The 26,984-nt window shown below is 55.9% G+C and carries 26 protein-coding genes and 1 pseudogene; 12 read left to right on the forward strand and 15 right to left on the reverse strand.

The window, feature by feature from the left end; all coding sequences use genetic code 11:
* The first annotated feature begins 129 nt into the window (after nt 1-129).
* The gene (locus tag OQV00_RS05780) at nt 130-882 is read left to right on the forward strand and encodes an AraC family transcriptional regulator (RefSeq protein WP_004866685.1); all 753 of its coding nucleotides are present in this window, start codon (nt 130-132) and stop codon (nt 880-882) included.
* 27 nt (nt 883-909) lie between these two features.
* Here OQV00_RS05780 and OQV00_RS05785 read toward each other — a convergent pair whose 3' ends face one another.
* On the reverse strand, nt 910-1,812 hold the full coding sequence (locus OQV00_RS05785; RefSeq protein WP_015585904.1) for a LysR family transcriptional regulator: 903 nt from the start codon (nt 1,810-1,812) through the stop codon (nt 910-912).
* Between the two features lie 135 nt (nt 1,813-1,947).
* Between OQV00_RS05785 and speB (OQV00_RS05790) the strand changes: the two genes are divergently transcribed.
* The 6 genes from speB (OQV00_RS05790) (at nt 1,948) to OQV00_RS05815 (ending at nt 6,453) form a co-directional block, all read left to right on the forward strand.
* Nucleotides 1,948-2,919: an agmatinase gene (gene speB / locus OQV00_RS05790; RefSeq protein ID WP_015585905.1), complete on the forward strand. Its 972-nt coding sequence runs from the start codon at nt 1,948-1,950 to the stop codon at nt 2,917-2,919.
* Between the two features lie 13 nt (nt 2,920-2,932).
* On the forward strand, nt 2,933-3,751 hold the full coding sequence (locus OQV00_RS05795) for an ABC transporter substrate-binding protein (protein WP_266279991.1): 819 nt from the start codon (nt 2,933-2,935) through the stop codon (nt 3,749-3,751).
* Between the two features lie 223 nt (nt 3,752-3,974).
* Nucleotides 3,975-4,256, forward strand: coding sequence for a PTS sugar transporter subunit IIB (locus tag OQV00_RS05800; RefSeq protein WP_004866676.1), 282 nt, complete (start codon nt 3,975-3,977; stop codon nt 4,254-4,256).
* A gap of 3 nt (nt 4,257-4,259) precedes the next feature.
* Complete coding sequence (locus tag OQV00_RS05805) at nt 4,260-5,624, forward strand: PTS galactitol transporter subunit IIC (RefSeq protein ID WP_004866671.1); 1,365 nt, start codon at nt 4,260-4,262, stop codon at nt 5,622-5,624.
* Nucleotides 5,621-6,076, forward strand: a complete 456-nt coding sequence (locus tag OQV00_RS05810) for a PTS sugar transporter subunit IIA (protein ID WP_004866667.1) — start codon at nt 5,621-5,623, stop codon at nt 6,074-6,076. Before OQV00_RS05805 ends, OQV00_RS05810 begins: the two co-directional genes overlap by 4 nt.
* 50 nt (nt 6,077-6,126) lie before the next feature.
* Complete coding sequence (locus OQV00_RS05815) at nt 6,127-6,453, forward strand: MerR family transcriptional regulator (protein WP_004866665.1); 327 nt, start codon at nt 6,127-6,129, stop codon at nt 6,451-6,453.
* 22 nt (nt 6,454-6,475) lie between these two features.
* On the opposite strand, the gene OQV00_RS05820 is transcribed toward OQV00_RS05815, so the two are convergent.
* The 8 genes from OQV00_RS05820 to speB (OQV00_RS05855) form a co-directional block, all read right to left on the reverse strand.
* Nucleotides 6,476-7,270 carry an SDR family NAD(P)-dependent oxidoreductase gene (locus tag OQV00_RS05820; protein WP_004866661.1) on the reverse strand — a complete coding sequence of 265 codons (795 nt, stop codon included), beginning with the start codon at nt 7,268-7,270 and terminating at the stop codon, nt 6,476-6,478.
* A gap of 84 nt (nt 7,271-7,354) precedes the next feature.
* Nucleotides 7,355-8,287 carry a 2-hydroxyacid dehydrogenase gene (locus tag OQV00_RS05825; protein ID WP_266279993.1) on the reverse strand — a complete coding sequence of 311 codons (933 nt, stop codon included), beginning with the start codon at nt 8,285-8,287 and terminating at the stop codon, nt 7,355-7,357.
* A gap of 5 nt (nt 8,288-8,292) precedes the next feature.
* Nucleotides 8,293-9,021, reverse strand: a complete 729-nt coding sequence (locus OQV00_RS05830; protein ID WP_004866655.1) for a class II aldolase/adducin family protein — start codon at nt 9,019-9,021, stop codon at nt 8,293-8,295.
* Complete coding sequence (locus OQV00_RS05835; protein ID WP_004866653.1) at nt 9,022-10,542, reverse strand: amino acid ABC transporter permease/ATP-binding protein; 1,521 nt, start codon at nt 10,540-10,542, stop codon at nt 9,022-9,024.
* 33 nt (nt 10,543-10,575) lie between these two features.
* Nucleotides 10,576-11,379, reverse strand: coding sequence for an ABC transporter substrate-binding protein (locus tag OQV00_RS05840; RefSeq protein WP_044023589.1), 804 nt, complete (start codon nt 11,377-11,379; stop codon nt 10,576-10,578).
* 9 nt (nt 11,380-11,388) lie between these two features.
* Complete coding sequence (locus tag OQV00_RS05845; RefSeq protein ID WP_015585910.1) at nt 11,389-12,465, reverse strand: isopenicillin N synthase family dioxygenase; 1,077 nt, start codon at nt 12,463-12,465, stop codon at nt 11,389-11,391.
* Complete coding sequence (locus tag OQV00_RS05850) at nt 12,465-13,325, reverse strand: sugar phosphate isomerase/epimerase family protein (protein ID WP_015585911.1); 861 nt, start codon at nt 13,323-13,325, stop codon at nt 12,465-12,467. The genes OQV00_RS05845 and OQV00_RS05850 overlap by 1 nt, the downstream gene beginning before the upstream one ends.
* A 12-nt stretch (nt 13,326-13,337) precedes the next feature.
* Entirely contained in the window at nt 13,338-14,288 is a 951-nt protein-coding gene (speB, locus tag OQV00_RS05855) for an agmatinase (RefSeq protein ID WP_004866639.1), read from the reverse strand.
* A gap of 112 nt (nt 14,289-14,400) precedes the next feature.
* Here speB (OQV00_RS05855) and OQV00_RS05860 point away from each other — a divergent pair, with 112 nt between their 5' ends.
* From OQV00_RS05860 to OQV00_RS05870, 3 genes are all read left to right on the forward strand, one after another.
* The gene (locus OQV00_RS05860) at nt 14,401-15,312 is read left to right on the forward strand and encodes a LysR family transcriptional regulator (protein WP_004866636.1); all 912 of its coding nucleotides are present in this window, start codon (nt 14,401-14,403) and stop codon (nt 15,310-15,312) included.
* 130 nt (nt 15,313-15,442) lie between these two features.
* Nucleotides 15,443-15,790, forward strand: coding sequence for a DUF6404 family protein (locus OQV00_RS05865; RefSeq protein WP_064367829.1), 348 nt, complete (start codon nt 15,443-15,445; stop codon nt 15,788-15,790).
* 185 nt (nt 15,791-15,975) lie between these two features.
* The gene (locus OQV00_RS05870) at nt 15,976-16,455 is read left to right on the forward strand and encodes an RrF2 family transcriptional regulator (RefSeq protein WP_004866631.1); all 480 of its coding nucleotides are present in this window, start codon (nt 15,976-15,978) and stop codon (nt 16,453-16,455) included.
* 573 nt (nt 16,456-17,028) lie between these two features.
* Here the strand turns inward: OQV00_RS05870 and oqxB are convergent.
* Entirely contained in the window at nt 17,029-20,181 is a 3,153-nt protein-coding gene (gene oqxB, locus OQV00_RS05875) for a multidrug efflux RND transporter permease subunit OqxB (protein WP_015585912.1), read from the reverse strand.
* A 23-nt stretch (nt 20,182-20,204) separates the two neighbouring features.
* The gene (locus tag OQV00_RS05880) at nt 20,205-21,380 is read right to left on the reverse strand and encodes an efflux RND transporter periplasmic adaptor subunit (protein WP_015585913.1); all 1,176 of its coding nucleotides are present in this window, start codon (nt 21,378-21,380) and stop codon (nt 20,205-20,207) included.
* Between the two features lie 333 nt (nt 21,381-21,713).
* Here OQV00_RS05880 and OQV00_RS05885 point away from each other — a divergent pair, with 333 nt between their 5' ends.
* On the forward strand, nt 21,714-22,067 hold the full coding sequence (locus OQV00_RS05885; protein ID WP_004866624.1) for a helix-turn-helix domain-containing protein: 354 nt from the start codon (nt 21,714-21,716) through the stop codon (nt 22,065-22,067).
* A gap of 418 nt (nt 22,068-22,485) precedes the next feature.
* On the opposite strand, the gene uraH is transcribed toward OQV00_RS05885, so the two are convergent.
* Nucleotides 22,486-22,887: a hydroxyisourate hydrolase gene (gene uraH, locus OQV00_RS05890; RefSeq protein ID WP_004866621.1), complete on the reverse strand. Its 402-nt coding sequence runs from the start codon at nt 22,885-22,887 to the stop codon at nt 22,486-22,488.
* Between the two features lie 112 nt (nt 22,888-22,999).
* Here uraH and OQV00_RS05895 point away from each other — a divergent pair.
* Nucleotides 23,000-23,215, forward strand: a pseudogene (locus OQV00_RS05895) (hypothetical protein); the annotation flags it as partial.
* Here OQV00_RS05895 and OQV00_RS05900 read toward each other — a convergent pair.
* The 3 genes from OQV00_RS05900 to OQV00_RS05910 are packed head-to-tail and all read right to left on the reverse strand — an operon-like array spanning nt 23,193 to nt 26,874.
* Complete coding sequence (locus tag OQV00_RS05900) at nt 23,193-24,356, reverse strand: MFS transporter (protein ID WP_004866618.1); 1,164 nt, start codon at nt 24,354-24,356, stop codon at nt 23,193-23,195. The pseudogene OQV00_RS05895 and the gene OQV00_RS05900 sit on opposite strands and share 23 nt — an antisense overlap.
* Nucleotides 24,357-24,373: 17 nt before the next feature.
* Entirely contained in the window at nt 24,374-25,651 is a 1,278-nt protein-coding gene (locus OQV00_RS05905) for a hypothetical protein (RefSeq protein ID WP_266279996.1), read from the reverse strand.
* A 35-nt stretch (nt 25,652-25,686) separates the two neighbouring features.
* Nucleotides 25,687-26,874: an ROK family transcriptional regulator gene (locus tag OQV00_RS05910; RefSeq protein ID WP_004866608.1), complete on the reverse strand. Its 1,188-nt coding sequence runs from the start codon at nt 26,872-26,874 to the stop codon at nt 25,687-25,689.
* Nucleotides 26,875-26,984: the final 110 nt, after the last annotated feature.

The raw sequence follows: 26,984 nt of genomic DNA on the forward strand, positions 1-26,984 counted from the left end.
TTCAAAAGAGAAGCCTGTCCATGGCAGAATGGCGCGACTGGTCACATGGATGTCGCCATTCGGACAAAAGTTGTCTCTAAACGCAGCAGTACGGATAAATGGTGAGAATCGGACAAAGGGCAGGTGAAGATGACAATCCCGCACGCTATTGAAGGGCTACGCCAGCTGAAATATACCCCCGGCAGCGAAGAGCCGGTTCATCAGCATGAACAAGGGCAACTGATCTACCCGCTGCGCGGTGTGGCAAAAATTGTGACTCCGCAGCATATCTGGCTGCTGTCGCCCGGTCGTGCCATCTGGCTGCCCGGCGGTTTGTCGCACGGTCTGCAGGCGATTGATCACGTCGTGACGCAAAATCTCTATTTAACCCCTCAGGCCTCGCGTCAGTTTGGCCTTCAGTGCCGTGGACTGGCCGCTACCCCGCTACTGCATACCCTGATTGCAGCCGGTCTGGAAGAGACCGTGTCGACGGAACGTCAGGCGCTGATTCTGGCGTTGTTGAGCGACGAGCTGGCCCGCTTGCCTGCCAGCATGCTGTGCCATGTCATTCTCCCCAGCGACCGGCGCGTGCGCCAGGTGTGCGATACCCTTTGCCGCGAGCTGGACCATGCGGCCACGCTGGCGTGGTGGGGGCAAAAAGTGGGGGCCAGCGAGCGCACGCTGGCGCGGTTGTTCCGCGAAGAGACCCATCTCAGTTTCTCAGAATGGCGTCAGCAGATTCGTCTGCTGGAGGCGGTATGCAATCTCGCGCGCGGCGTGACGGTGAGCAAACTGGCTCATGAACTGGGGTACGCTAGCGCCAGCGCGTTTATCGCGATGTTCCGTAAAAAGCTTGGCGTGTCGCCGCAGCGCTACATTCTGGCCACCGGCGGCCGGGAGTAAGCGTCAGATTTTTCCGCCCTGCGGCCTTTAGCCTTTTCGCCCTTTCACGCGAGCGCGGACGGTATCCCGCATCGCGCGAATTAACGTCTCTTTGCTGCGCCCGCGGCGAAAGATCAGCGAAAAGGGAGCCTGGTAGCCATATTCTGTCGGCAGCAGGGCGCGCAGCTTTTGCGCTTGTACCCACGGCAGCGCATAGTGCTCCGGCAGATAGCCGATATATTTGCCGGACAAGATGAGCATCAGCTGTGCTTCCATACTTTCGGCGCTGGCTTCGCTCTGCTTAAAGCCTTTACGCCCCAAATCACTGTTGCTCCAGTAGCTGCGGGTGACCATCCGCATCGGCGAAATCAGCGCTTCCGTCAGATGTTTAACGGTAAAGAGCGGGTGCTTATCGCCGCAGTAGAGCCAGTTTTGTTCGCGATAGAGCGGATGAGAAATCACGCTGTTGGCCTGAAGTGAGAAGGTCCCGACGGCGAGATCCAGTTCGTTATTCAACACGCCCTGTAAAAGCGCGTTCGGACTTCTGACCTGCAGGTTTATCTGTACCCGCGGGAAGCGTTCGCTGAATGTCGCAATAATATCGCTCATGGGCAGCATCGGATCGGTAATCGTAGAATCGATGACGCCAAGATTAAAGATCCCGGTTTGCTCGCCCCGCAGAGTGGCCGTATTGCGTTCGAAATCCTCCAGCGAATTCAGCAAATCGATGCTTTGCTGAAGGACGGTTTCCCCTTTTTCCGTCAGCGAAAATCCGCCTCTGCCACGGCGACACAGAATGATTCCCAGCTTCTCTTCAAGCTCACTCATATAGTTGCTGATGGCCGAAACCGTCAGGTTAAGCTCCTGCTGGGCATTGGCGTAGCCCTGATATTTTGCGACGGTGATAAAAACGTGTAACAGGCGCAGATTGGGAAATTTGCCCACTGACATAGGGGAATACTCCACTGTAAGTCCCGGGTTTTGTTTTTATTTTTCTAAACTAATTTTTTGGCTTTGACTATTTTTTCTCTGTACTACGTTCCGCAGTATCTCTTTATCGCCCCGATAAGCCATGGAGAAACTGCAATGACATCCGCAACTGAACATGAGTACCCGCAGCCGCAGGATGGTGAAATTCCGCGCTTCAGCGGATTACCGACCTTTTTCCGTCTTCCGTTTGCCCCGCAGACCAGCGAACTGGATATCAGCGTGGTGGGGGTGCCGTGGGATGGCGGAACCACTAACCGTGCCGGCACACGCCACGGGCCGCGCGAACTGCGCAATGCCTCCAGCCTGGTGCGGCGGATCCATCCGGTGACCCGCCGCTCTCCCTACGATTATGCGCGGGTAGGCGATCTGGGCGATGTGCGGATTAATCCCGTGGATATGCAGGATAGCCTGGCGCGCATTGAGGCCTGGTATCACGCCCTTAATCAGCAGCAGGTAATGCCGTTAACCGCGGGGGGCGACCATCTCACCACCTTGCCGATTTTGCGGGCGCTGGGACGGAATAAGCCGCTGGGCATGATCCATTTTGATGCCCATTCGGACACCAACGACAGCTATTTTGGCGGTGAGCGCTTTACCCACGGCACCCCGTTTCGCCGCGCCGTGGAAGAGGGGGTTCTCGACCCGAGACGCACGGTGCAAATCGGTATTCGCGGCGCGCTGTTCTCCGCGGATGAACACCGCTGGGCGGAGGAAAACGGCATCACGATTATCCGTATGGAGCAGGTCAATGAACTGGGCGTCGAGCGGGTGATGCAGCGGGCGCGGGAGATTGTCGGCGACCAGCCCACCTACATCAGCTTTGATATCGACGTGCTGGATCCGGTCTATGCCCCCGGCACCGGAACGCCGGAAATTGGCGGTATGACCACCTTGCAGGCGCAGCATTGTCTCCGCCAGCTTGCCGGGTTGAACCTGATTGGTGCCGACCTGGTGGAGGTGTCGCCGCCGTTTGACCAGGGCAATCTCACCAGCCTGACCGGCGCGACCCTGATGTTCGAACTGCTTTGCCAGCTTGCCGATGCTCATCATCGGCGCATTTCTGCTTAACCGGAGCCAACTGATGAAAAAATGTCTCTCACTAGGTTATCTTGCGACCACGCTGGGACTGGCGTTGGGGCTGGCATCGGCGGCCAATGCGGCCGATGCCACTCTCTCACCGGGAAAAATAAAAATAGCTATGGAAGTGGCCTACCCGCCATTTGAATCCTGGCAGGATGACGCCATCGTGGGGTTCGATGCCGAACTGGCGGCGCTGCTCAGCCAGCAAACAGGCTTAACGCTCCAGCTGGTGGATACGAAATTCAGCAGCCTGATCCTTGGTCTGAGCGGCGGGCGCCAGGATGCGGTGATCTCGGCGCTCTATATCACCGAGGAACGTACCCGTCAGGCGGATGCTATCCCGTACGCCAACACCGGGGCCTATATTATGGTGCGCAGCGACAGTCCCGTGGCGCCGCAAACGGAACACGATCTCTGTGGGCTAACCGTCGGACTACAGCAGGGGACTTCATGGGTGAAAAAGCTGCAGGCGCTTTCGGCAGGCGATTGCCAGCAGGAGGGCAAAGGGGCTATTGAGATTAAAGAGTTCCCGACCTCGCCGGAGACGCTGCAGGCGCTGCTCTCCGGAAATATTCAGGCCCAGGTGGATATCGCTGGCGTGGTCAGCCTGTTTACCCAGCGTAGTAAAGGCCGCCTGAAGGTGAGTTCCCCGCAGACGATTTACCCGCAAACGCTGGGGATTTACGTTCGCAAAGGCAACACGGCGCTGGCGCAGCAGCTGACTTCGGCATTGAAAACGCTGCGTGACAACGGGGAATATCATGCTTTGCTGCAGAAATATGCCGCCTATGGTATTACGGATAACGCGCCGCAGCCCTGAGATGAAAAGCGGAAATGTTGTGATGAACGAGCCATTTAATGAGATCTATATCACGGTTTTTGCCTGATTATCGCTCAGGTAAAAATTAATTCTCATAGTTATCAATTGATTACTGTCTTTTTACCATCCTTTGTGTATTCAGTGTGTAAAATTACACACTGATCACAATTCCTCTCCCCTCCGCATGTTTTAATTCCCCTCACCAAAACAGAGAGGAATTCATATGAAACACATGATGATTTGCTGCGGCGCTGGCGTAGCGACCAGCACCGTCGCCTTAAATAAACTGCAGGACTTCCTGAAAAAAGAAAATATCCTCGATAAGGTTCGTATTTCACAAGGTACCGTGGCGGAAGCCAAAACCCGTGACGATGTCGATTTTATCGTCTCGACGTCGCCCGTTGCGCTGTCCGTTCCGGTCATTAACGCTCTGCCGCTATTAACCGGCATGGGTACCGATAAAGTGTTCAGCAGCGTGAAAGAATTAATTCTCGCCGAGGGTTAAGCCATGTTTATTGTTGATTACATCGTGGGTTTAGGCGCATCGGTGATGATGCCGCTGATATTTATGCTCCTCGGTCTATTATTACGTCTGTCCCTCAGTAAAGCCCTGAAAGCGGGCTTAATGGTGGGGATCGGGTTTATCGGCTTAAGCATTACGGTGAACCTGATGATCGATTCTCTGACGCCCGTCAGCCACGCGCTGGTAGAGCGTTTCGGTCTGAATCTGAACGTGCTGGATGTGGGCTGGCCCGCGGCAGCGGCGGTGGCGATGGGGACGCGCGTCGGAGCGCTGGTGATTCCGGTGTGCGTGGCGATTAACGTGCTGATGCTGTACACCAAAACCACCCGGGTGTTGAACGTCGATATCTGGAACCTGTGGCATCACGCGTTTACCGGCTCACTGGTGACGATTATTACCGATAGCCTGTGGCTGGGGATATTTGCCGCCGGGATTAACTGCATTATTACGATGGTGATTGCCGACCGTACCAGCGGCGATGTTGAAAAATATTTAAATCTGCCCTCTATTTCGGTGCCACACGGTTTCTCCGCTTCATTTGTTCCGGCGGCATGGCTGGTGAATGCTATTGTCGACCGTATTCCGGTGGTGCGTGATATTAAAATTGATACGGAAGTGATTCAGCGGAGATTATCTATTCTCGGCGACCCGGCTTCCCTCGGGGCTATTATCGGCGCGCTGCTCGGCATTATTGCCGGCATTGAAGTCAAGGCTATTTTGCAAACTGCGATTACCATGGCGGCGGTGATGACCATTATTCCGCGGATGGCGAAGATGCTGATGGAAGGGGTCTATCCGATCAGTGAGCGTATTCAGGAAATTGCCCAGTCACGAGCCGGATCGTTCGGTAAAATTGCCATTGGTCTGGACTCTGCCGTCAGCGTCGGGCATCCGGTCACGCTGTCCGTTTCGATGCTGATGATTCCGGTGATGCTGGTTCTCGCGGCCATCATTCCCGGCAACCAGTTCCTGCCTTTTGCGTCATTAACCGGTTTACCCTTTGCCTTTGTTCTGGTAACGGCGGTATGCCGCGGCGATATGTTCCGCACGCTGCTGACCGGGCTGTTAACCCTGAGCCTGGCGCTGCTGATTGGTACCAACCTGGCGCCGATTGTCACCAGCACCGCGGTCAGCACCGGCTTCTCGCTGCCGCAGGGCACCACCAGTATCAGTAGCGTGGATTATGCCGGGGCCATGTTGCCGTGGGCGATTATCCAGAGCTTCCACCTCAAAGAGATTGGCGTCGGGATTCTGACCCTGTGCACCCTCGCGCTGGTGTTGTGGAATCGTCGCAAACTGGCCCAGGAAAATGAACAGCCGGCAGAAGCGGCGACGGAGGCAGGAAAATGATGTTTAGCGCTCAGCGAGTGGTGACATTTAACGAGGCCGTGAGTCGGACGGCCTTACTAACCCGCCTTGCCCAAAGTCTGCTGGCGGATGGTCTGGTAAAACCGAGTTTCACCGACGGCGTGCTCGCTCGTGAGGAGCGCTACCCGACGGGGATCTTTATGGAGACCCACAGCGTCGCCATTCCGCATACCGAGTTTGAGCATGTTAACCACACCGGGTTTGCCATCGGTATCAATCGGGCCGGCGTGGCGTTTCACCGTACCGATGAGCCGGAAGAGAGGGTGGTGCCGGAGATCGTGGTCATGATGGCCATTGATAAAACTTGCGAAAAAGTGGCAATTATTCAATCCTTATTCGCATTATTAGCCGATCGCGATCGCGTTAACGATATCGTTAAAATGACGCCAGAGGAGATTGCAAAAGTGTTCACCGATGCCGTCGTCACGCAGTAAGATAAAATGATGGGCGCCAGACGGTGAGGCCGGAAGCGGAGAGGGGAAAGATGTTACGAATCAGCGACGTCATAGAGTTAGCGATGGTCAGTCGCAAGACTATCTATAACGCGATCAACAGCGGCCGGCTGAAGTATCAGCTGGTGAATGTTGATAACCGCCAGGTTCGTATGTTCCTTGAAGAGGATGTGTTTGAAGCCTTTCCAAAAACCAGCCGCAGCACCACGCAAGAGCAGGAGATGCAGGCGCTACGGGAGGAGGTGGCTTCCCTCAAGTTTGCCCTTGCGGAACTGCAAAAGGCGGTCAACGCCATGGACCCTGAAGGTCAGTTCGAAATGACGTCGGTTAACGATCCGGCCAAAAAGCCCGGCCGCTAGTCAGCGGGCGGGCGCTAAGCGGTCAGACAATATCATCTACCACGCCGCCATCGACGCGCAGCGCCGCGCCGGAGGTGGCGGAGGCCTGAGTTGAGCAGACGTACACCACCATATTAGCCACTTCATCAACCGATGCCGCCCGCTGGATCACCGAGCTGGGGCGATGGGTCATCACAAACTCTTTGGCGAGCTGGTCCAGCGGTTTACCGGTTTTCGCTACCTCGTCTTTCATCATTTCGGCAAAGCCATCGGAAATCGTCGGGCCGGGCAACACGCTGTTCACCGTCACGCCGCTACCGGCTACAAATTTCGCCAGCCCGCGCGCCAGCGACAGCTGAGCGGTTTTGGTCACGCCATAGTGGATCATGTCCGCCGGAATGTTGCGCGCCGACTCCGAGGAGATAAACACCACCCGGCCCCAGCCTTTTTGCACCATCGCCGGCAGCAGCGCACGCGACAGCCTTACGCCGGACATAACGTTGGTCTGCCAGTAGTTTTCCCAGATGGCATCGTCGGTGTCGTAGAAGTCCAGCGGGCCATAAATCCCGGCGTTATTGACCAGAATATCGACGCCGTTTACCGCCTGCAGGAGCTGCGCGACCCCTTCGCCACCGCTGAGGTCGGCAACGGCAGCGCGCGGCCTGGCGCCGGGTACCTCGTTTTGCAGGCGAGCGATGGCCTCGTTGACGCTACGCTCGCTGCGCCCGTTGACCACCACCTCCGCGCCGCTGGCCGCCAGCCCTTTGGCGATAGCAAAGCCAATTCCGGCCGTGGATGCGGTCACCAGCGCAACTTTCCCCGAAAGATCAATCTTCATAACTCTGGCCTTATGTGTTGTCAGACAGACCATTAAGCGTAGCAGCTGATGAGGGCGCAGGCCGGGGATCGCCTGAGTAAAGGCTCAATATCCCCGCTGTTTATCCACCAGATTGTTCAGCGGCAGCGCACGCTGCTGGCGGTGAATGTTCTCCAGCAGCTGGCGGGCAATCACCTCCGCCGGCGCGATCGAGGCCATATGTGGGGTGATGACCACCTGCGGATGCAGCCAGAGCGGGTCATCCTGCGGCAGGGGTTCAACGGGGAAGACATCCAGTACCGCGCCCGCCAGCCGGCCGCTATCCAGCGCCTGCAGAATATCGTGATTCACCATATGTTCGCCGCGCCCGCAGTTGATGAGTACCGCGCCTGCGTGAAGCCGATCGAGCAGCGGCCGGGCGAGAATACCGCGAGTCTGTTCGGTGAGCGGCAGAACGTTGATCAGCGCATCCAGCTCAGCAAAAAATTCACCGGCCTGCGCATCGCCGTGATAGCACCGGACGCCGGGGAGTTGTTTCTCGCTGCGCGCCCAGCCGGAAACGTGATACCCCAGCCCGGCGAGGCGGGTGGCGATATAACCGCCGATTTCGCCAAGTCCCATCACGCCAATGCGAAAATCGCTGGCGGCCCGCTGCGGATAGATCTTCCAGACCCGCTGGCGTTGATGCGCCAACGCGCGGTCGAAGCTGCGCTGAAACCACAGCACGCCCCATAGCGCGTACTCGAACATCCCGTGACGGAAATCCTCATCCACCACCCGGCAGAGCGGAACAGAGCTGGCGAACAGGTTATCGGGGAGATGGTCTACCCCGGCCGATGCGGCCTGGATTAATTTTAATGCCGGCGAACGCGTCAGCAGGCTGGCATCGGGAAACCAGCAGCTGGCATATTCCGCGGTGCGTGCCGCCGGATGTTCGGGCAAGACCGCGGTTACGTCCGGGAACAGCCGCAGCGCCTCGCAAATCTCGCGGGCATAGTTCTGGTCATTGCAATCGACAACGATAGTCAGGTTTGGCATAGGCGTTAGTCTTTGTAAGAAGTGTCGAGACGGTTCAGGCGGCGCAACCACGCCTGCCAGACCAGCTGGCGCTCATGTTCCACGCCCATCAGCTGTTCGCAGGCATGCTGGCTCAGGTGGGCAGGAATGGTGTGGATGGCGCTGAGCGGAGCGAGCTGGGCGCTGGCCATTTGAATTTCGCAGGCGCGGTTGAGGTAGTACATGATGTAAAACGCGTCGGCGACGGTACGCCCGACCGACAGCAGGCCGTGGCTTTGCAGAATCATGGCGATATGATCCCCCAGCGAGCGCTGAATACGTTCGCGTTCGTCGAGGTCAAACGCCACGCCCTCATACGGGTGATAGCCGACGCGCTGATAAAACTCGGTGCTGATCTGGTTAAGCTGTAACAATCCCTGCTGGCAGGCGGCGACCGCCATGCCCGGCAGCGTATGGGTATGGATGACGCAATGCGCATCTTCCCGCGCCATATGCACCGCGCTGTGGATGGTAAAGCCGGCCGAGTTGGCCGGAGCATGGCCCTCTACGACCTTTCCCTGCATATCGACGACGATGAGATTACTGGCCGTCACCTCATCGAACATCATGCCGAACGGGTTAATCAGAAACCGCGGTTCGCCGTCGCCCGGCAGGCGCACGGAAAAGTGGGTGTAAAGCGTATCTTCCCAGCCAAACAGCGCCGCAAGCCGGTAGGCGGCAGCCAGATCCTGGCGTAGTTCACGTTCAGTCGTCATTTATTGCACTCCCATAAATTCACGTATGCGGCTCAGCGCCGGATCTTCCGCGCCGTTGCGGATGCGCTGTGGAGGCACATCGCTCGCCACGACGCCGTTTTCCATCATCACCACCCGGTCAGAGATGGATAAAGCGAAGTCCATCTCATGGGTGACGATCAGCATCGTCATCCCTTCACGGGCAAGAGACTGAATCACCTTCAGCACTTCCCCCACCAGTTCGGGATCCAGCGCGGAGGTGGGTTCGTCAAACAGCATGATGTCCGGTTTTAAAGCCAGCGCTCTGGCGATGGCGACGCGCTGCTGCTGGCCGCCGGAGAGCTGCCAGGGGTATTTTTCGGCATGGGCCAGCAGGCCGACGCGATCCAGCAGATAGAGGGCCTGCTCTCTGGCCACCCGCTGCTCAACCAGCTTGTGATACAGCGGGGCGAGCATGACGTTATCGAGCACCGTGCGGTGAGGGAACAGGTTGAAACTCTGGAAAACCATGCCGATACGCCGCACGCCGGCGCGCATCTGCGGCTTATCCACGATTGCCGCCCCCTTAAGGTAATCTTCGCCATAGAGCACGATCTCCCCGGCATCGATGCTTTCCAGCGCGTTAATGGTGCGGATAAGGGTGGTTTTGCCGGACCCCGACGGCCCGATGATGCTGATGACCTGACCGTTTTCGACTTTCAGATCGATACCCTTCAGGACCTGATGCTGGCCCCAGGATTTCTCGATCGCGCGCAGATCGAGCGCCGGCGGGTTGCCGCTGGTGGGTTCGGCTTTCGCCGTATGCTGCGGCGCCTTCAGCGACTGACGCAGGGCGTCACACTCGGCGTCATTGAAGGTCTGCGGGCGCTTTTGCTGAATATCCAGCACATTTTCCAGCGCCCGGAACAGCCAGGTGAAGACCGTTACCACCATGACGTAGTAGACCGCGACCGCCAGCAGCGTCTCCATGACGAGGAAGTTTTGCGCATACAGGCGCTGTCCGGTGAGCAGCAGCTCCGGAAGCGAAATAACCGATAATATTGAGCTGAGCTTAATAATCGTGATGTATTCATTAATCAGGGTGGGTAACGAAATACGAAACGCCTGCGGAATAATAATTAAGCGCTGAATGCCAATAAAGCTGAAACTTAATGCGTGACCGGCTTCACTTTGTCCTTTCGCCACTGACATTAATCCGCCGCGATGGATTTCCGCCATATACGCTGCTTCGGTAACGGTCATCGACACTAATCCGGCAATAAACGGAATACCGAGCAGCGGCTGCGTAACCGGAAAGAGCTGCGGCAGGTTATAGACAAAGACCAGCAGCACCATTAACGGCACGCTGCGAAAAAACCAAATATAGAGTTCGACGGGAACCTTTAGCCAGCGCGGACCTGAGAGCTTCGCGCAGGCTAATAAAAATCCTAATACCAGGCCAATAAACCAGGACAATGAACTGACGACGATGACGGTGATACACGCCTGCCAGAATGCCCCAACGCTAAATAATGAGAAAAAGTATCCCCAATCGAACTCCATACCGACTCCTGTTGCTCGTGTGCTTTATTGTATTTAATCGATGCGCTCTAAATTGTATTTCTTGATAATGGCGTCATATTTGCCGTTGGCTTTTAAGGTGGTTAATGTTGATTTAATGGCAGTCACCAGTTCGCTATTTCCCTTCGCAACGTAAATCCCCAGAGGCAACGGGTAGACCAGCCGCGTGGAGCTGATAGCCAGCCGTCCACGACTTTTATCGACAATGATTTGCGCCGCCGGGGCGATTTCTAACTGCGCGTTAATGTTTTTCGACAGCAGGGCCTGCGAGGCTTCCGGCGCGGTCGGGAACTCCTGGATGCTGATGGCCGGTTTACCGTTCTTCAGGCAATACTCGTCCGAGTGATTCTTCAGGCTGGTGACCCAGGTGGTGCCCTGCTGCAGGCCCACCTTGACGCCGCAGAGTTCGTCTTCCGTTTTGGGCTGAATCGCGCTGCTCTTCAGGGCGATAATCGACGCGCCGGAGAGGGCGTAAGGGATCGCATCGGCCTGTTTCAGGCGCTCAGGCGTGACGTACATCCCGGATATCACCGCGTCGTATTTCTTGCCGATGCCTAAAATCAGGCTGGTGAATTTGGTATCGATCAGCTGTGGCTTCGCGTTGAGCTGTTCGGCAATCAGCGCGGCAAACTCCGGATCGAGGCCAACGATGTTGTTGTTGCTGTCATAGGATTCAAACGGCGGATAGGTGACCTCCATGCCGACTTTAAAGACACCATCGGTCAGCAGTTCTGCGGCCTGGGTCAGCGGAGAAAAGCAAGCGGCGACGGCGATGCCCAAAGCCACACGGTGCGAGAGCGACTTAAGCGTTTTTTTCATCATGTATCCTCACGGGTTATTAACGGTTTTTTGCTGTGCTTGTTTCTTCAGGTGACCAAAGGTGTTGGTGCCGCGCGCGCGCTCCGGAAGCTGCAGCTCGCCGCGGGTGACTTTCTCACGCAGGTAGCGATAGGTTTGCAGCGCCTGGCTCCACATATGCTCGCCAATGCTTAATTCCTGGTAGTCGCTGGCTTCCCCGGCGGCTAAAAAATTGGGCAGCGGCCGAATCAGCGTGTGGTAGTCGCAGGCGAAAAACAGCGGGAAGGAGTAGCGTTCCTGCGGCACCTTGCGAACACGGTGAGCTGTAGCAACAAATGTGCCAGCGCTTAATACTTCCAGCATGTCACCGATATTGATCACGAAAGCCTCTTCTCCGGCGGCGCTCTTCGCCGGCGGCGCATCGATCCAGACGCTTTCTTCGTTCAGGACTTCCAGGCCCGGCTGGTCGGCGAGCAGCAGGGTGAAGCACTCGTAATCGGTGTGTGCACCAATACCGGGAACATCCTCGGCGCTGGCGTCAAAGGGATAGTGGATCAGGCGCAGCTTCGACGGCGGGCAGGTCACCATCGCCTTGAAATATCCTTCCGGCAGGCCAAGGGCGAGGGCGAAGGCGTCAAACAGGCGATGGCCAAGGGCGAAAACCGCGTCATAGTAGGCCAGCACCCGGGATTGAAATTCCGCCAGTTCCGGCCACTCGTTGGCACCAATCAGCGGCGTGCCGGCCAGCACAAACGGATGGTCGTCCGCCGCCTGGAAGCCAATATCGAACGCCTCTTTATGGTCCGGTTTGCCGGAGCCGTAAATCTCTTCGCCTTCGGGGACGTAGCCTTTATGGCTGCGGGAATGGCCGATGTAGTACTGCATCTTTTGCTCCATCGGCAGGGCGAAGAGCGCTTTTGCCGCCGCGCGGATGCCGGCGATCAGTTCAGGGGCAATGCCGTGGCCGGTGATATAGAAAAAACCGACCTCCCGCGCCGCTTTGCCGATGGTGTCGGCGACGGCCTGGCGCTTTGCCAGACTGTCGCTGGCCAGATCGCTGATATCGATGGTCGGTAACTCAGTGAAAGAACTTTTTGCGACGCTCATTACGACAGATCCTTTTCGGTTAGCGATAAAAACTCGGCGAAATGCTGCTGTTGATGTTTCGCCATCCACGCATTCAGCGACCACAGGTCGGCCACCGGGACGTTGGTGAACGGCAGGTGATGCAGATAGCCGTCGGGGCCAAACTCGGGTGTCAGCGTGGTGTGCTGATACCCACGCCGGCGCTGCGAGTGCCAGATTTGCTGCCAGAAGCGCTGTTGAAACTGCAGCGCGGCCCGATATTCCGGCGCGGCCGGATGGGGCACCTGCGGCCCCTGGTCATAACCAGCGCGGGCCTGAATGTGGTGCACGCGGTCGATAAACGCGCTGAAATCATCGCAGGGGTCATCCAGCAGACGTTCACTCACCACAATCCAGTGGCTGATATCGGCGGTAAACCGCAGCTCAGGCAGCTGCTGGATAATCTCGAGAGTCAGCCACGGGCTATACAGCGAGGTGGCGCGATGGGTTTCAAAGCTGCAGGTCAGCTCATACGCCGCCGCCAGCTCGTGGGCCTGGCCAAGAAAATCCACCTGCTGCGCCAGCGGCCAGCGGTCGTTGCCGGCCAGCAGATTAACGAAGCGAGGGTTCAGCGCTTTGGCATCATCAAAACGACCTTTCAGGCGTTCAAGATGCTGCCGGGGCGTGTCGGCCTGAGCGGGGATCACGCCGCCGCCGCTGAATACGATAGCGATATATTCCAGCGCCGATTCCTGCAGGCGTCGGGCCAGCGTCTGCTGCTCTTCCGGGATCAGCGGTACGCGTGCTTCGATGCCGCCGCAGCCGACGCTTTTCAGCTCGCTGACCGTTTGCTGCCACGGGGTGGTGACCCCCCAAAGCGTACGAAAAACCGTGAGTTGCATGAGCCGAATCCTCTATGGGTATTTCACGCCGGGCAGGACGCAGAGCATTTCGTACAGCAGGTTTGCCGCCAGCTGGGAGGTGTTGCCGCTCACGTCGTAGGGCGGAGAGACCTCGACCAGATCGCCGCCAATCAGGTTCAGGCCGCGGCAGCCGCGAACGATTTCCAGCGCCTGAATCGATGTCAGGCCGCCGACTTCCGGCGTGCCGGTACCGGGCGCCCAGATGGGATCGAGACTGTCGATATCGAAACTGAGATAGACCGGACCGTCGCCCATCTGCTGGCGGACTTCGGCCATCAGCGGGGCGAGGGATTTGTGCCAGCACTGCTCCGCCTGTACCAGGCGAAAGCCCTGGTCGACGCCCCACTGGAAGTCGCCGGCGGCGTAACCCTGGGCACGCTGACCAATCTGCACCACCCGTTTGAGGTCCAGCAGCCCCTCTTCAACGGCGCGGCGGAAGGTGGTGCCGTGGGCGATTTTTTCCCCAAACATTTCATCGTTGGTATCGGTATGCGCATCGACATGAATCAGGCCAACCGGGCCATGTTTTTTAGTCAGGGCGCGCAGGATTGGCAGGGTGATGGTGTGGTCACCGCCAAGGGTCAGCGGGATCAGCGGGAAACTATTTAAACCGGTGTAGTAATCCTCGATGATCTGCACCGATTTGAGCAGGCTGTAGGTATTTATCGGTACGTCGCCAATGTCGGCCACCGACAGCGATTCGAAAGGCGCCGCGCCGGTTGCCATGTTATAGGGGCGAATCATCACCGATTCGGTGCGGATATAGCGCGGCCCGTAGCGGGTGCCGGATCGCTGAGAGGTACCGATGTCTAACGGGATGCCGACGAATGCCGCATCAAGTCCCTGTAAATCTTCAATAAACGGCAGGCGCATCATCGTTGCGCGGCCGCCAAAACGTGGCATCTCGTTGCCACCCTGCGGTTGATGAAAGACGTTATCCATTTCAGCTCCTGAATCTGACACACAAATACTCGACAGGGAGATAGTGCGAAAGATGGGCTGGACTTTACATCGTCTGCCGTAAATACTTAGTTCATTTATTGGTGAACTAAGTATGCTCAACGACGGCAGTCTCAACATTCGGCAGCTGCAGGTTTTTGAGGCGGTGGCGCGCCTGGAAAGCTATAGCAGAGCCCAGCAGGAGCTGGGGATTTCCGTGTCGGCGATCAGCAACGCGATGTCTCAGCTGGAAGGGCAGCTGGGGTTCAGCCTGTGCCAGCGCGGGCGCGGAGGCTTCGCCCTGACCGAGAAAGGGCAGCAGTTTTTACAGCAGGCGATTCGGGTGCTGAGCGAGCTGAACGAGCTGGAGCGCCAGTCGGCGCTGCTAAAAGGCGAGCACAGCGGCACGATTTGTATTTCAACGCTGGACTCGATTGAAACTGAAACCGCGCTGTCGCTGCCGGTGGTGCTGCGTAGCTTCAGCGATAAGTTTCCCCATGTGCATATCAAGCTGATTATCCGCACCCCGGCGGAGCAGCTGAACGGCGTGCTGAACAACCATATCGATCTGGCGATCGGCAGCTACAACTCCCAGGTGCATAACATTATCAGCGAGCCGCTCTATCGCGAGCAGCACTGGCTCTACTGCAGCGATCTTCATCCGATGTTTTTCAGCCGCCAGCTCGATAAAGACCACATCAGCCAGTGTCCGCTGGTGACCCGTAGCTACTGGAATACCAGCGATCTGCGGCGGCGCGGTTTCAGTAAAGGCAGCGCCACCGTGGAAACCGTCGATGCGCAGCTGCTGCTGATTCTTTCAGGAAAATATATCGGCTATCTCCCTGAGCATTATGCCTGGCCGTGGATCAAGGAGAACCGGCTGCGGGTGCTGCTGCCTAACGAATTTGGCTTCCAGTCGCCGTTTTCGGCGATCTGCAAACGCGGGCGCAGCAACGAGCCCTATCTGAAAGAGTTCCGCAATTTACTGAAGAAGAATACGGTGGCCAGGCCGAAGTGGAATTATTGAGGGCGGTGACAGTCTGGCCCTCCGGAGCGCAACAAGGCAAATGTTGAGTATTGCTGTTTTTCCGGGCCTGTGGCTGAATATTGAACACCCTTAACAGGCATTATTTATCTCCAGAGGAAGGAGCTGAACGATGGCATTTGAAGAGAAGAAGAAAAAAGCGATTGCGCTGATGGAAGAGAAAAAGATGTGGCGGAGCAACTATGCGCCTCCGCTGCTGCGTCTTTTCTGGAAACTCGGCGGTAAAATGCCGCCGCCGCCGTTTGCCCCGTTCTGGCGCAATATGCTGTTCTTCGCCGCCTGGTTTGGCTGTTTATGGGGCGTTTTTATGTGGTTTAGCACCTGGCAAAGTGAAGGCTATAGCGCCCTTGACGCGCTGTTTGCCAGCGTGACCGCCGGAGGCTTATTCGGCTTTTTGATGGCACTATTTCATGCCTGGCGTAAGCGTGCCAACAAGCTGCCGGACTGGGATCGTCTTTAGCGATAAACGTGGGCGGTTAAATACCCTGGATGGCGATGTGTGTGGTGCGGAAAGTGTCTTTTACGCAACGGGTCGCGCGCAGATTGCTTCAAAAAAATGACCGTATTTGTTATATTGTTGTTCATTGCTTATTCACCTCTGCGGTGCCAAAAAGAACAAGATTCACCGCAACCCAGGAAGATAAAATGTTAGATTATCGCTTCCCGACAGCTTTGCAGATGGTTCTCAGCGTAGCGATGGCGGAGCAGTTGGGTCAACGTTCGACGAGTGCGATTCTGGCCTACGGCCTGGAAGCCAACCCGAGCTTTATCCGCAAATTAATGGTGCCGCTCACCCGTGACGGTATTATTGTCTCCACGCTGGGACGCAACGGTTCCATCCACCTTGGTCGCCCGGCGGAGAGCATCACCCTGCGCGATATCTACGTGTCGGTGATTGAAGATAAAAAGCTGTGGGCGTCGCGGCCCGATGTGCCGGCCCGCTGCGTGGTCAGCGCCAACGCCTGCTGGTACTTCAAGTCTATCGCCGACGAAGCAGAGCAGGCTTCGCTGGATGTGTTAGCTCGCCATACCGTGGCAAGCGCGCTGGAAAAGGTCAAAAAAGGCGATACCAGCGGCTGCGAGCTGCTGCCAGAACTGGATAGCCTGTATAAAAAAACGCATTAATCCTGCCGTCAGCACAAAAAATGCCTTCACTCAGAAGGCATAGGTTGTTGATAATAAACGAGCTTCCTACATTGCCCGGCGGCGCTTCGCTTGCGCGGGCCTACAGAGATTGTCTCATCGTTTGATAGTGCGGGTTTTGTTGGCCAACAGAGATTGTCTCATCGTCTGATATTACGGGTTTTGTTGGCCAACAGAGATTATCTCATCGTCTGATATTACGGATTTTGTAGGCCGGGTCAGGCGTCAGCCGCCACCCGGCAAAACGCGCGCACAGTGTTCAAAACAGATTTGTAACCCGTCTCCGCCTTTACCGGGTGGGGTAGGTTATTGATAACAAGCGAGCTTCTTATATTGCCCGGCGGCGCTTCGCTTGCGCGGGCCTACAGAGATTATCTCATCGTTTGATAGTGCGGGTTTTGTTGGCCAACAGAGATTGTCTCATCGTTTGATAGTGCGGGTTTCGTAGGCCGGGTCAGGCGTCAGCCGCCACCCGGCAAAACGCGCGCGCAGTGTTCAAAACAGATTTGTCACCCGTCTCCGCCTTCATCCAGAAGGCGGTTTTTTTGTTGTGACCTATTCAGGCTGCGCTTCCAGCGCCGGTTTACCGCGTGTGACCAGCTTACGCAGCGTGACGTAGAACACCGGCGTCAGGAACAGACCAAACAGCGTCACGCCGAGCATCCCGGAGAACACCGTAATCCCGGTGACGCCGCGCACTTCTGCGCCCGCTCCGTGGCCGAGGATCAGCGGAATTGTTCCGGCAATAAAGGCGATGGAGGTCATCACGATTGGACGCAGACGCAGGCGGCAGGCTTCCAGCGCGGCTTCCATGATCCCTTTCCCCTGAATTTCCAGCTCGCGAGCAAACTCAACGATCAGGATGGCGTTTTTACAAGCCAGCCCCATCAACACCACCAGTCCAACCTGCACGAAGACGTTATTATCGCCGCCTGTGAGCCAGACGCCGAACAGGGCGGAGAGCAGAGTCATCGGAACAATGAGGATCACCGCCAGCGGCAGCGTCCAGCTTTCATACAGCGCCGCCAGCACCAGGAACGCCAGAAGTACCGCCACCGGGAAGACAATCAGCGCCGTGTTGCCCTGAGTGGCCTGCTGGAAGCTCAGATCCGTCCATTCGATGTTCATACCATTCGGCAGCAGCTGGCCGGACATCGCGGCCAGTTTGGTCATCGCCTGAGCGGAAGAGAGTACCCGAGGATCGGCGTCGCCGATCAGATCCGCCGCCGGATAGCCGTTGTAGCGGATCACCGGATCCGGCCCGTAGGTCGTGCTGATATTGACCATACTGCCGATCGGCACCATTTCACCCTGGTTATTCCGGGTGCGCAGATTGGCAATATCCTCCACGCTGTCGCGGAACGGCCCGTCGGCCTGCGCCATGACGCGCCAGGTTCGGCCGAACTGGTTAAAGTCGTTCACATAAGATGATCCCAGGTAGGTTTGCAGCGTACCGAACAGATCGGTCAGCGATACCCCCTGCGCTTTCGCCTTGTCGCGATCGACCTGCACATCCAGCTGCGGTACGTTTGCCTGGTAGGTTGAAATAGGGAAGTGCATTCCCGGCGTTTGCATGATTGCCCCGGACAGGGTATTCACCGCCGTTTGTAGCGCACCGTAGCCTAAGCCCCCTCGATCCTGAATATACAGCGAGTAACCGGACCCCTGGCCGAGGCCGAGAATCGGCGGCGGCAGGATTGAGAAGCCAAAGCCTTCCTGGATTTGCGCGATTTTGGCATTGATCTCGGCGTTAATTTCCGCCGCAGAATGTTTACGCTGATCGAACGGCTTCAGGCCAAAAAATACCGTACCGGTGTTCGGCGTATTGGTGAATTGCAGCGCGTTAAGTCCTGGAAACGCCACCGCATAATCCACGCCTTCAGTGTTCATCCCGATTTCGCTCATTTTACGGATGACCGCGTCGGTGCGGGCCAGCGAAGAACCTTCCGGCATTTTCACGCCGCCAATCAGGTAAAGCTTGTCCTGGGTGGGAATAAAACCGCCCGGCACGGCTTTAAACATCACCCCGGCGGCGCCGAGCAGCAGCAGGTAAACAATAAACACGGCGCCACGTCGTCCGAGCGTTTTGCCAACCAGCCCCTGGTAACCGTGCGAGCTGCGATGGAAAAAGCGGTTAAACGGGCGGAACAGCCAGCCGAACAGACGATCGATAAGCCGGGTCGGGAGATCTCTTGGCGCGCCGTGCGGCTTCAGCAGCAGGGCCGCCAGCGCCGGGGAGAGGGTCAGCGAGTTGATGGCCGAGATCACCGTCGAAATCGCGATCGTCACCGCAAACTGTTTATAGAACTGCCCGGTTACGCCGGAGAGGAAGGCCATCGGTACGAACACCGCGCACAGCACCAGGGCGATGGCGATAATCGGCCCGGAAACTTCACGCATCGCCTGGTGCGCCGCCTGCAGAGGGGCGAGCCCCTCCTCGATATTGCGCTCGACGTTTTCCACCACCACAATCGCGTCGTCCACCACGATCCCAATGGCGAGAACCAGACCGAACAGGCTCAGGGTGTTAAGCGAGAAGCCAAGCAGATAGAGAATACCGAACGTCCCCACCACCGAGACCGGTACGGCAATCAATGGAATAATCGATGCGCGCCAGGTTTGCAGGAACAGGATCACCACCAGTACCACCAGCACTACCGCTTCGAGCAGGGTTTGCACCACCGCGCGAATAGAGTCGCGCACAAAAACGGTGGGGTCGTAAGGGGCGGCCCACTTCATGTCTTCCGGGAAACGCGTGGACAGTTCGTCCATTTTGGCGCGTACCGCATTCGACAAATCAATGGCGTTGGCCCCCGGCGACTGGAAGATGCCGATCCCGACCGCATCTTTATTGTTAAGCTGGGAACGTAGCGCGTAGCTGCCCGACCCCATTTCGATGCGTGCAACGTCGCGCAGACGTACCAGCGAACCATCCTGGGCCGTTTTGAGAATGATATTGCCGAACTCTTCTTCCGTGTGCAGACGCCCCTGGGCGTTAATCGAGATCAGGAAGTCGCTCTCTTTCGGCAGTGGCTCGGCGCCAAGCTGCCCGGCGGACACCTGCACGTTTTGCTCCTGCATCGCCGTCACCACATCGGAGGCGGTCAACCCACGTGCGGCCACCTTATTCGGATCCAGCCAGATTCGCATGGCGTATTCGCCGGCACCGAAAATCTGGATTTGGCCGACGCCGGGCAGGCGCGCCAGTTCGTCCTTCACTTTTAAGGTGGCGTAGTTACGCATATACAGCGAATCGTATTTTCCGTTGGGCGAAAACAGATGCACCACCAGGGTGAGCGTCGGCGACTGTTTCTGGGTGGTGATCCCCAGACGGCGTACATCTTCCGGCAGACGCGCTTCGGCCTGTGATACCCGGTTTTGTACCTGAACCTGCGCCTGATCGGGGTCGGTGCCAGGACGGAAGGTGACGGTGGTAACCAGTACGCCGTCGGAGCCGGCGACGGACTTCATGTACATCATGTTTTCGACGCCGTTGATCGCTTCTTCCAGCGGCGTCGCCACGGTCTCGGCGATCACTTTCGGGTTGGCGCCCGGATACTCCGCGCGTACCTGCACACTCGGCGGTACGACGTCAGGGTATTCGCTGACCGGCAGCAGCGGAATGGCGATGAGCCCGGTAATAAAAATCAAAATCGACAGCACCGCGGCGAAAATTGGCCTGTCGATAAAAAAGCGGGAAAAGTCCATGCGTCGGATTCTCTGGTAAGGGATCAGTTGAGGGCAGTGCGGGTGGTCATCGCCACGGTTTTCGCGTTAACCGGCATCCCGGGCATAAACACTTTTTGTAAACCCTCGACGATGACTTTATCGCCAGGATTCAGCCCCTGCTGGACGATGCGTAAACCGGCGGCCAGGCGACCTGGCTTGATATCACGGCGCTGCGCTTTACCATCTTTATCAACGATATAGACGTATTTCCGATCCTGATCGGTCAGGACCGCTTTGTCGTCTATCAGCGTGGCCTGGAATTCGGCGCTGCCCGGCAGGCGCACGCGGGCAAACAGGCCCGGTATGAACTGACGCTGGGTGTTATCCAGCAGCGCGCGCATACGGATAGTACCGGTGCTCGGCGTTAGCTGATTATCAAGGAAATCCACTTTCCCCTGATGGGGGTAGCCGTCCTCACCGACAAGACCAATTTCAACCGGCAGCGCAAGATGATTGCTGGCCGCCCCCTGGCCGCTACGGGCGAGGTTTTGATAGTGAAGGTAGGTCGATTCGTCGACATCAAAATAGACGTAGACCGTCTTCTGCGAGACCACCGTTGTCAGCACGCTGGCGCTGTCACCTGCGGTCACGAGATTACCGCTGGTGATCAGCGCGCGGCTGGCGCGGCCATCGATAGGGGCGGTCACTTTGGTGAAATCAAGGTTAAGCTGAGCGGCATCAACGGCTGCCTGCGCGGCCTGGATGTCGGCTTGCGCCTGGGTTGCGGCCGAACGACGCTGCTCCCACTCTTCGCGGGATACCACGTTGGTGTGGATTAATTTGTCGGTACGACTGGCCTCGCTGCGCGCCAGGCTGGCCTGTGTTTTGGCTCGTGCCAGCGTTGCCTGCGCCTGCTCGAGGGCGGCGCGATAGGTTCTGTCATCAATAGTGAATAGCACCTCGCCCTTTTTCACTTCCTGGCCGTCGGTGTAGTTCACTTTTTCAATGTAGCCGGAGACGCGTGGACGGAGCTGAACGCTTTCTACCGCTTCAATTCGGCCGTTAAAGCTGTCCCACTGGCTAATGGATTTCACCACCACGTCAGCGGCGCTGACGGCAGGGGCTTGCGGGGCGGCGTTTTGCGCCGCGCTGTTATCGCAGCTGGCAAGCAGCATGGCGATGACCGCGCTCCCCAGTCCGCGCAGATAAAAGTTAACCCAGGTTTTTTGCAGGCTCATTATTTTTATTCCGGTAATTGTTGCCGCCGGGCAAGACGCAGCGAAGGGCGCTGCGCGACTTCCTATGTCCGGTCTGGCTTAAGGCCATTTGTGTCGTTCATCGCCACAAAACTGTAACAGTTGCGAATACACTATCGCGGCGATTGTAGGAAGGCGCTTAACTAAGTGCAAGAATAATTGTTGCACTTTATGTGCTGTTTCCGTTGAGCGGAAAAGACACATTTCAGGCAGGGGTTTTAATGTAACAATAAAACTTGCAATTTATGCAAAAGCAGGTCACTTTTAAATGTATTAGATAAAGATACTTTTATTAACAGCCCAGGGGAACCCGACATGAACACTGGCGCTTTTATACATGATTTACTTGACTGGATTGATAATAACCTTGAAAGCCGCCTCGATATCGACACGGTCTCCAGGCGGGCAGGCTATTCAAAATGGCATCTTCAGCGGATATTCAAAGAGCATACCGGTCATCCCATTGGCGAATACATCCGCGCCCGGAAGCTGCAAAAATCGCTTGAGCGCTTAACCCGTAGCGACGAACCGATCCTCAACGTGGCCATCGCGTTGGGTTTTGACTCCCAGCAATCCTTCAATCGCAGCTTCAAGCGCCAGTATGGCCAGGCGCCGGGGGTCTGGCGCCGCAGCATGGGAATGGCTCCATCGTGCCAGCGTCCAGGCTGATAGTGGGCGGGATTTCATCAGGAAGTGCCGGCTTAACGGCAGGCGAGTGTGCGCTTCTTTTTCTCTGCCGGCGGCTGACTGGTTGCCGGAGACGCGCTTTTTATGCTGACCCGGACTTTTAGACGCTCATGGCCGTGAGCGTAAGAACCAGCCCCTCACGTGCTGTAGGCGTCAGCAGGCTATTCTCGCCAATCAGGAGGCCAGATTATCGATCGGCGTATTCAGTCGGGGTTTGGTCGTTTTCATCGTTTGCTCTCATTCCCCAAGAGTGAGTGATCATTTTAGCTGGTTTTATTCAGGGTGATACTAATGCTGGCAGCGTCGCACAAGGCAGGTGAGCCCAGAAATTCACGACGCTATACACACACTCCCGCTATCTTCTGTTTCAACACGGCAATTCTAGCGTGACCCAATACAATTAGCTGCCGCGATAGGTGGAGTAGCCATACTGGCTTAACAACAGCGGGATATGCAGCTTTTGGTTCTGTTTCGTTACATTAAAAATAACTGGAATGACGGGGAAGAAGGTGCTCATATTATTAATTTTAAAATACTCTCCCGTTTTAAATGTCACTTTATAGATTCCCGGCTCCATATTATCTGCCCGCGGATAGAGTGTCTTGATACGGCCATCAGCGTCCGTTTTACCGCTAGCGATATGCTGCCAACTACTGCCTTGCTGCTTATCGAGTTCAACCTGTACCCCCTGAGAAGGCAGCCCGGTCTGCTGGTTGAGAATATGTACGCTTAATGTCCCTTCTGGTGCGGCAAGCGCGCTGAAACTCAGCAATGAAATAATGGATGCGATAAGTGACTTCACGTTCGGTGACCTTAATTAGCAAGTGAATTTGTCTCAACTATAGTCAGCGTGGCGGGAAATAAAATTAAACTTTTTGTTATTAATTAGCAGGTAATATCAGCAAGGATAGGTGGCTAAATGGCTCACCATGCGCCGCTGGTTAGAGGAAAACCCGGGCGATGAATTTGCGTCAGAGGTGCGGACGGAGCTGACGATTGCGGCAAAAAACCATACCACCTATACGCGAGAGTATTGGCTGGGGGGCTCAGATTCAGCCGTTGTGTCAAATACCCGGCATAGCAGAAGGCTATGCCGGAGGAGCCCGCTTAGTTTTGCGGGTTCTCTTTAACAAACAAAGTCAGCACAAAGAAGATCGCCACAAAAGCGATAATCAAGTTGAAGCCCAGCGAGACGCCATACATCTGGGATACCTGGCCTATCAGCCAGCCAGCAAAGGCTCCCCCCATTCCTGAGGCGACGTAAATCAATCCCATGGTCGAGCCGCTTTTATCGGTGAGCTTCGTCGCCACGGCGGAGGCCGTAGGGAACAGCACCGACATAGCGAAACCAAACACCATAAACAGGTAGACAAATTGGCTGGCAAAGTAGCGGCTGGCAATAATGGCAATCAGCGAGAACAGAGAAAACAGGATTAAGGTTTTGCGGTCGCCCAGCTTCAGGTTGATAAACCCGCCGATAAAGCGGCCGACGGTGAATAGCATGGCAAAACTGGATATGACATAGGCGGCCGTCACCATCTTGTCTTCCGCAGACGCGCCAGCAATATCCAGCGAGCTGTAGAATATCGGGAAAAAGTTCAGGAAAGCGGCTTCGGCGGCGACGTAGAACAGGATAAAGCCAATCACCAGCATCAGGCGTCTCTGGCCAAGGATATGGACAAAATCAGAGAGCTGCATGTCCATCCCCTGCGCTTTTTCCAGCTTCAGGCTGCTGAGGACCAGAATGATAATCGCAACAATAATGGCAATCCCGACATAGAACAGGCGCCATGAGACATGATGAGAGAAAAGCTGCTGTAAAATCAGCGGAGTGGCGATCATCCCCACGCCGAACATGGCGTTGGAAACGTTGAACATCATGCCGGCTTTTTCTTTGTAGAAGGTCGGGATAACGGTAATGATGGAGACCAGCATCGAGCCGATGCCCAGGCCGACAATCAAATAGAAGCCGAAAAACAGCAGCACGCTGAATGCCAGGCTGGTGCCGACCAGACCAACGGCCATCATCAGCGAGCCAATCAGCATCATGATCTTCAGCCCTTTTTTATCGGTAAAGTAGCCGGTGAGCAGACTGGCGACCAGAAAGCCTATCTGGAAGAACATGATCAGTGTGCCTATCTGACCCATGTTGAGATTGATATCGTGCTGGACCTGCTCAAGTATCAGACCTTTGGTGTTCTGTATGCCGCCAAGAAGGAACATGGTGACGAACAGCAGGAAAAATACTTTCCATTTTTGTTGGTTAGCCATTGTGAATTTCCCCTGTATTAGCAAATGGGCTTTTGGTAATGGTTGCCTGCGGCGTCGAAAAGCGGCTGCTCCGCCCAGCCGTAGCAGTAATAGAGCAGATCGTCGCAGTCGCTCTGTTCTGCTGCATTAATCGCTTCCAGGAGCGCTGCCGGAGGCAGGTTCCACATCTGAATTCCGCTGTAAATGAAGGTGCCGGGCTGCGATTTTTCACGCACCAGATTGTTTTGCTGTTTTACAAATTCAATCGGGAAACCTTCTGCTTTGAACTGTTGATATGTGATGTCGTAGGGCAGGTTGAACAGGCGCATAAAGGCGCGAAAGGCGCTTTCACGCTGGGCGTCATCGTTGGCGAAATATTCAATGAGTCCCTGAACGTCCGCGCCGCCGCCGAGCTTATGGTAGGGGAAGTGCTTCAGGACCTTAGAGGAACGAGTCAGTGACTGATAGTCCTGACCTAAGATCCAGGAATAGGCTGGTGGCCAGAGATCGAGCCAAAGTTCGCTTTCCCCGGCTTCCCTGTCGCTGATTCCGGCCAGCAGGTTCTGTACAAAGCGAGAGACGCTATGCTGGCGAAACGCCATCCAGCGCTGCAGGAGCTCGTCATTTAATAAGGCATCGACCGTCGCCTCGTACTCGCCGGAGCGCATGTGAGCCGCCAGGGTTTCCAGACGTTGGCGTACCGCCTCGACATTGATGCCTGTCCGGGTCATTTCGCTCTGACAGTGCGGACAGAAACAGGTGAATAATCCTCTGGGGCTGACGCTCTTACCCGCCCAGTCGGGATAGCGGATGCGGTCAATCAGGAAAGTCGAATAACCATACTGTGCCTTGATAGCGCTGAAAGTCGCTATCCAGAGTTCAATAACGTCCGGGCCATTAGGACATAGCCAGTGTTCAACCGGGGTGCCGCGAAAATCGATCACCTGATTGTTTTCGATCTGTCCGGCAAAATCGCCGTTGAGAATATTAACCCAGGGGATCACTTTATAAGGACCGCTATCGGTTGCCTGCTTCAGATCCCGCAGAGGATCGGACCCCGTAACAATAGTGGGATCAACGCGCTGATTCAGCCGCTGTGGGGGCAAATCGAGTTTGACATGCAGCGTGGCGGTGCCTTGCACAAATTCATGTTTCGGATTGTGCGGCAGGCGGCCCGTGGGGTAAGGGTTGCGTTCAAAAATCGTGTTGACCTCAACAAAGAGGCGATCGACGCCGTTCATTTTAGTAATACGTTCAAGTATTGAGTCGACGCCTTCATCAAGAATATCGTGTGGGTGTAGATGGATCCCGGCCATTTGCGGCTCCTCATTGTTCTGGCTGCTGGTGGTATTTAGATAAGCTGTGTGTCCGGCATAAATTGAATCGATGGGTAGACCGCATGGAGCGCCAGCATAGCCATTCCGTATAGCGGTGCTTTTTCTTTTAATTCAGAAAGTTCGACGGATACACGGGTATTGGCAAACAGATGCCTGTCGAGATTGGCCTGTACTCTTGGCATGAAGAGTTCAGCGGATTGCGAGACGCCACCCGTAAGAATGACTTTCTCAAGGTTGGCTATTGTCACCATGTTGAGAATGCCGATGGTTAAGTAGTCCGCCATCTCCTCCAGCAACATAGCGGGTAGTGTTTCACCCTGGGCGGCGGCGATAAGTATTTCATGGGCGTTCATGCTTTGGCCGCTTAGCGCGGACATTCTCTCTTTGAGTCCGGATCCGGAGCAGTAATTTTCGAAGCAGCCCTTATTTTTCCAGTTCTGAGTCAGATGGTTGCGTTCGAAGAGCATATAGCCAATTTCACCGGCAGCATTATTGATGCCCCGGATAATTTTTCCATCCATCAGCAGCGCCGATCCCAGCCCGGTGCCAATACCAATAAGCGCGGCGCTATGAACGTGGCGACATTTTCCTTTCCACATTTCGCCGATCAGCGCTGCGCGAATATCGTTTTCCAGCACCACTCTGATATTCAGGCGCGCGTTTAATTCATCGGCAAGCGGAATGTTGTCCCACTCAGGCAGGTTAGGGGAGCCTTCCAGAACCGTTCCGCTGCGATAATCAACGATGCCCGGTGTGGCGATGCCGATCACTTTCAGCTTGTCACGAGGTATATGATTCTGTTCAATAAATGACTCAATACTGGCGCTGAACAGATCGAGAAATTCCCGACGGGTTGTGACGTCATAGGTCGACTCCTGATGCTGCGCCAGCAGCTCCGCATTGAGATTAAAGAGTGAGAAGGTGATTTTAGTTCCACCTAAATCAATGCCGATACCGAGCCCATGGTTGGGATCAAAGTTAACCAGAATACCTTTGCGCCCCAGGCCGGCGTCTTCGCTGACGCCGCTCTCATAGATAATTTTCTCTTCCAGCAGATCGCTCACGATTTCAGAAATCGTTGCTTTAGTGATGCCAGTAACCTTGGCTATCTGGGCGCGAGAAAGGGGGGAGTTCTCACGGATGACGTTGAGGACTACGGAGGCATTCATCTGCCTTAAGGTGTTGGGAACATTCAGCTTCAAAGTGCCATTCCTTTAGTTTGTAAACTAAACTAATTAATCGAAAAAATGCTTATTTAGCTCGTTAAAAACACATTACATCTTTTTTAAGCGGCTTATAAAGCGTTATTTTT

Origin of the sequence: Klebsiella sp. DY2415, from assembly GCF_026314315.1 — a bacterium.
Taxonomy (GTDB): domain Bacteria; phylum Pseudomonadota; class Gammaproteobacteria; order Enterobacterales; family Enterobacteriaceae; genus Klebsiella; species Klebsiella ornithinolytica.